The 1265-nt window shown below is 57.8% G+C and carries 2 protein-coding genes; both read right to left on the minus strand.

The window, feature by feature from the left end:
* On the minus strand, nt 1-822 hold an 822-nt coding region (locus PHW99_RS18700; RefSeq protein WP_300181346.1), incomplete at its 3' end, for a family 2A encapsulin nanocompartment shell protein.
* A gap of 57 nt (nt 823-879) precedes the next feature.
* Nucleotides 880-1149, minus strand: a complete 270-nt coding sequence (locus PHW99_RS18705; protein ID WP_300181349.1) for a helix-turn-helix transcriptional regulator — start codon at nt 1147-1149, stop codon at nt 880-882.
* Between the last annotated feature and the right edge of the window lie 116 nt (nt 1150-1265).

Genomic DNA, 1265 nt, shown 5'->3' on the forward strand with positions numbered 1-1265 from the left:
GTAGCTGGAAATGGCCTGGTCGTTGATGCCCATGAAGCGCACCGACAGACCGGGGCTTTGTTCACCGGCCAAACCGGGCTGGAACAGGCCGATCACGCCCTGGCGCTTGTCGCCCACACGAATCAGCAAAATCTTGCTCTTGCCGTCAGCCACCGGCACCTTGTTGCTGGGGATCAGCGGAATGCCGCGCCAGGTGATGAACTGCGAGCCAAACAGGCTCACCGTGGGCGGTGGCGTGCCACGGCGGGTGGCTTCACGGCCAAAGGCGGCAATCGCCAGCGGGTGGGCCAGGAAGAAGGCGGGCTCTTTCCAGACCTTGGTCAGCAGCTCGTCCAGGTCGTCCGGTGTCGGTGCGCCGGTGAGCGGGAAGATGCGTTGTTCATCAGTGACTTGGGACAACAGACCGTAGTCGGGGTTGTTGATGAGTTCGCTTTCCTGGTTTTCCTTGATGGTCTCGATGGTCAGGCGCAGTTGTTCCTTGATCTGGTCATGCGGGCTGCTGTAGAGGTCTGAGACGCGGGTGTGCACATCCAGAATGGTGGACACGGCGTTGAGGAAAAACTCTCGCGGTTTTTCGTCGTAATTGACAAAGGTGCGCGGCAGCTGGTTTTCAGACTGGCGGGCGGTACAGGTGACTTTGATCGACTCCGGGTCTTTGACCGTGTTCAGGCGAAAGATACCGGCTTCTACCGGCACCCATTGCAGCAAGTGTGTCAGCCAACGTGGCGAGATGGTGGAGAGCTGCGCCGTGGTTTTGGTGGCGTTGGCCAGTTGGCGTGCGGCGTTGTCGCCCAAGGTGCTGTGGACTTGTGGTTTGGTCATGTGTGACTCCGTTGCGGGTTAAAAAGCATTTGAGTGTCAGCAGACTTGAGCCATCGTTCAACATGCTATAGCCGTCAATTCGATGCCTCTGAGCATGCGGGTCTGGGCAATACGCTCGGCGTGGCTGAGCAAATGGCTCAGGCTCACGCCAAACGCCAGACCCAATTTCTGGATCGTCAACAGCGATGGAATCGCCTGCCCGCGCTCCAGTTCACCGATGTAGGAGCGGTTCAGATCCGAGCGCTCAGCCAACATCTCCTGCGACCAGTCTTGCTGCTCGCGCAACTGGCGCACCGTGGTGCCAAAACTTCGGACGATCTGGTTCATGAAACAAGGCGGGCCGCCATCACAGCCGCTTATTTGTCGATGGTTGTGAATGAAAATGACCTGTAGCCCAGGTGTAACATGCACGAAATGCTATTACATTTATAGCATTCTGTGGT

The organism is Rhodoferax sp. (genome assembly GCF_028689305.1).
Lineage (GTDB): Bacteria > Pseudomonadota > Gammaproteobacteria > Burkholderiales > Burkholderiaceae_C > Rhodoferax.

What these genes read in the sequence shown, in the direction of transcription:
- PHW99_RS18705 (WP_300181349.1), bottom strand. Translation starts at nt 1,149, where the DNA reads ATGAACCAGATCGTCCGAAGTTTTGGCACCACGGTGCGCCAGTTGCGC.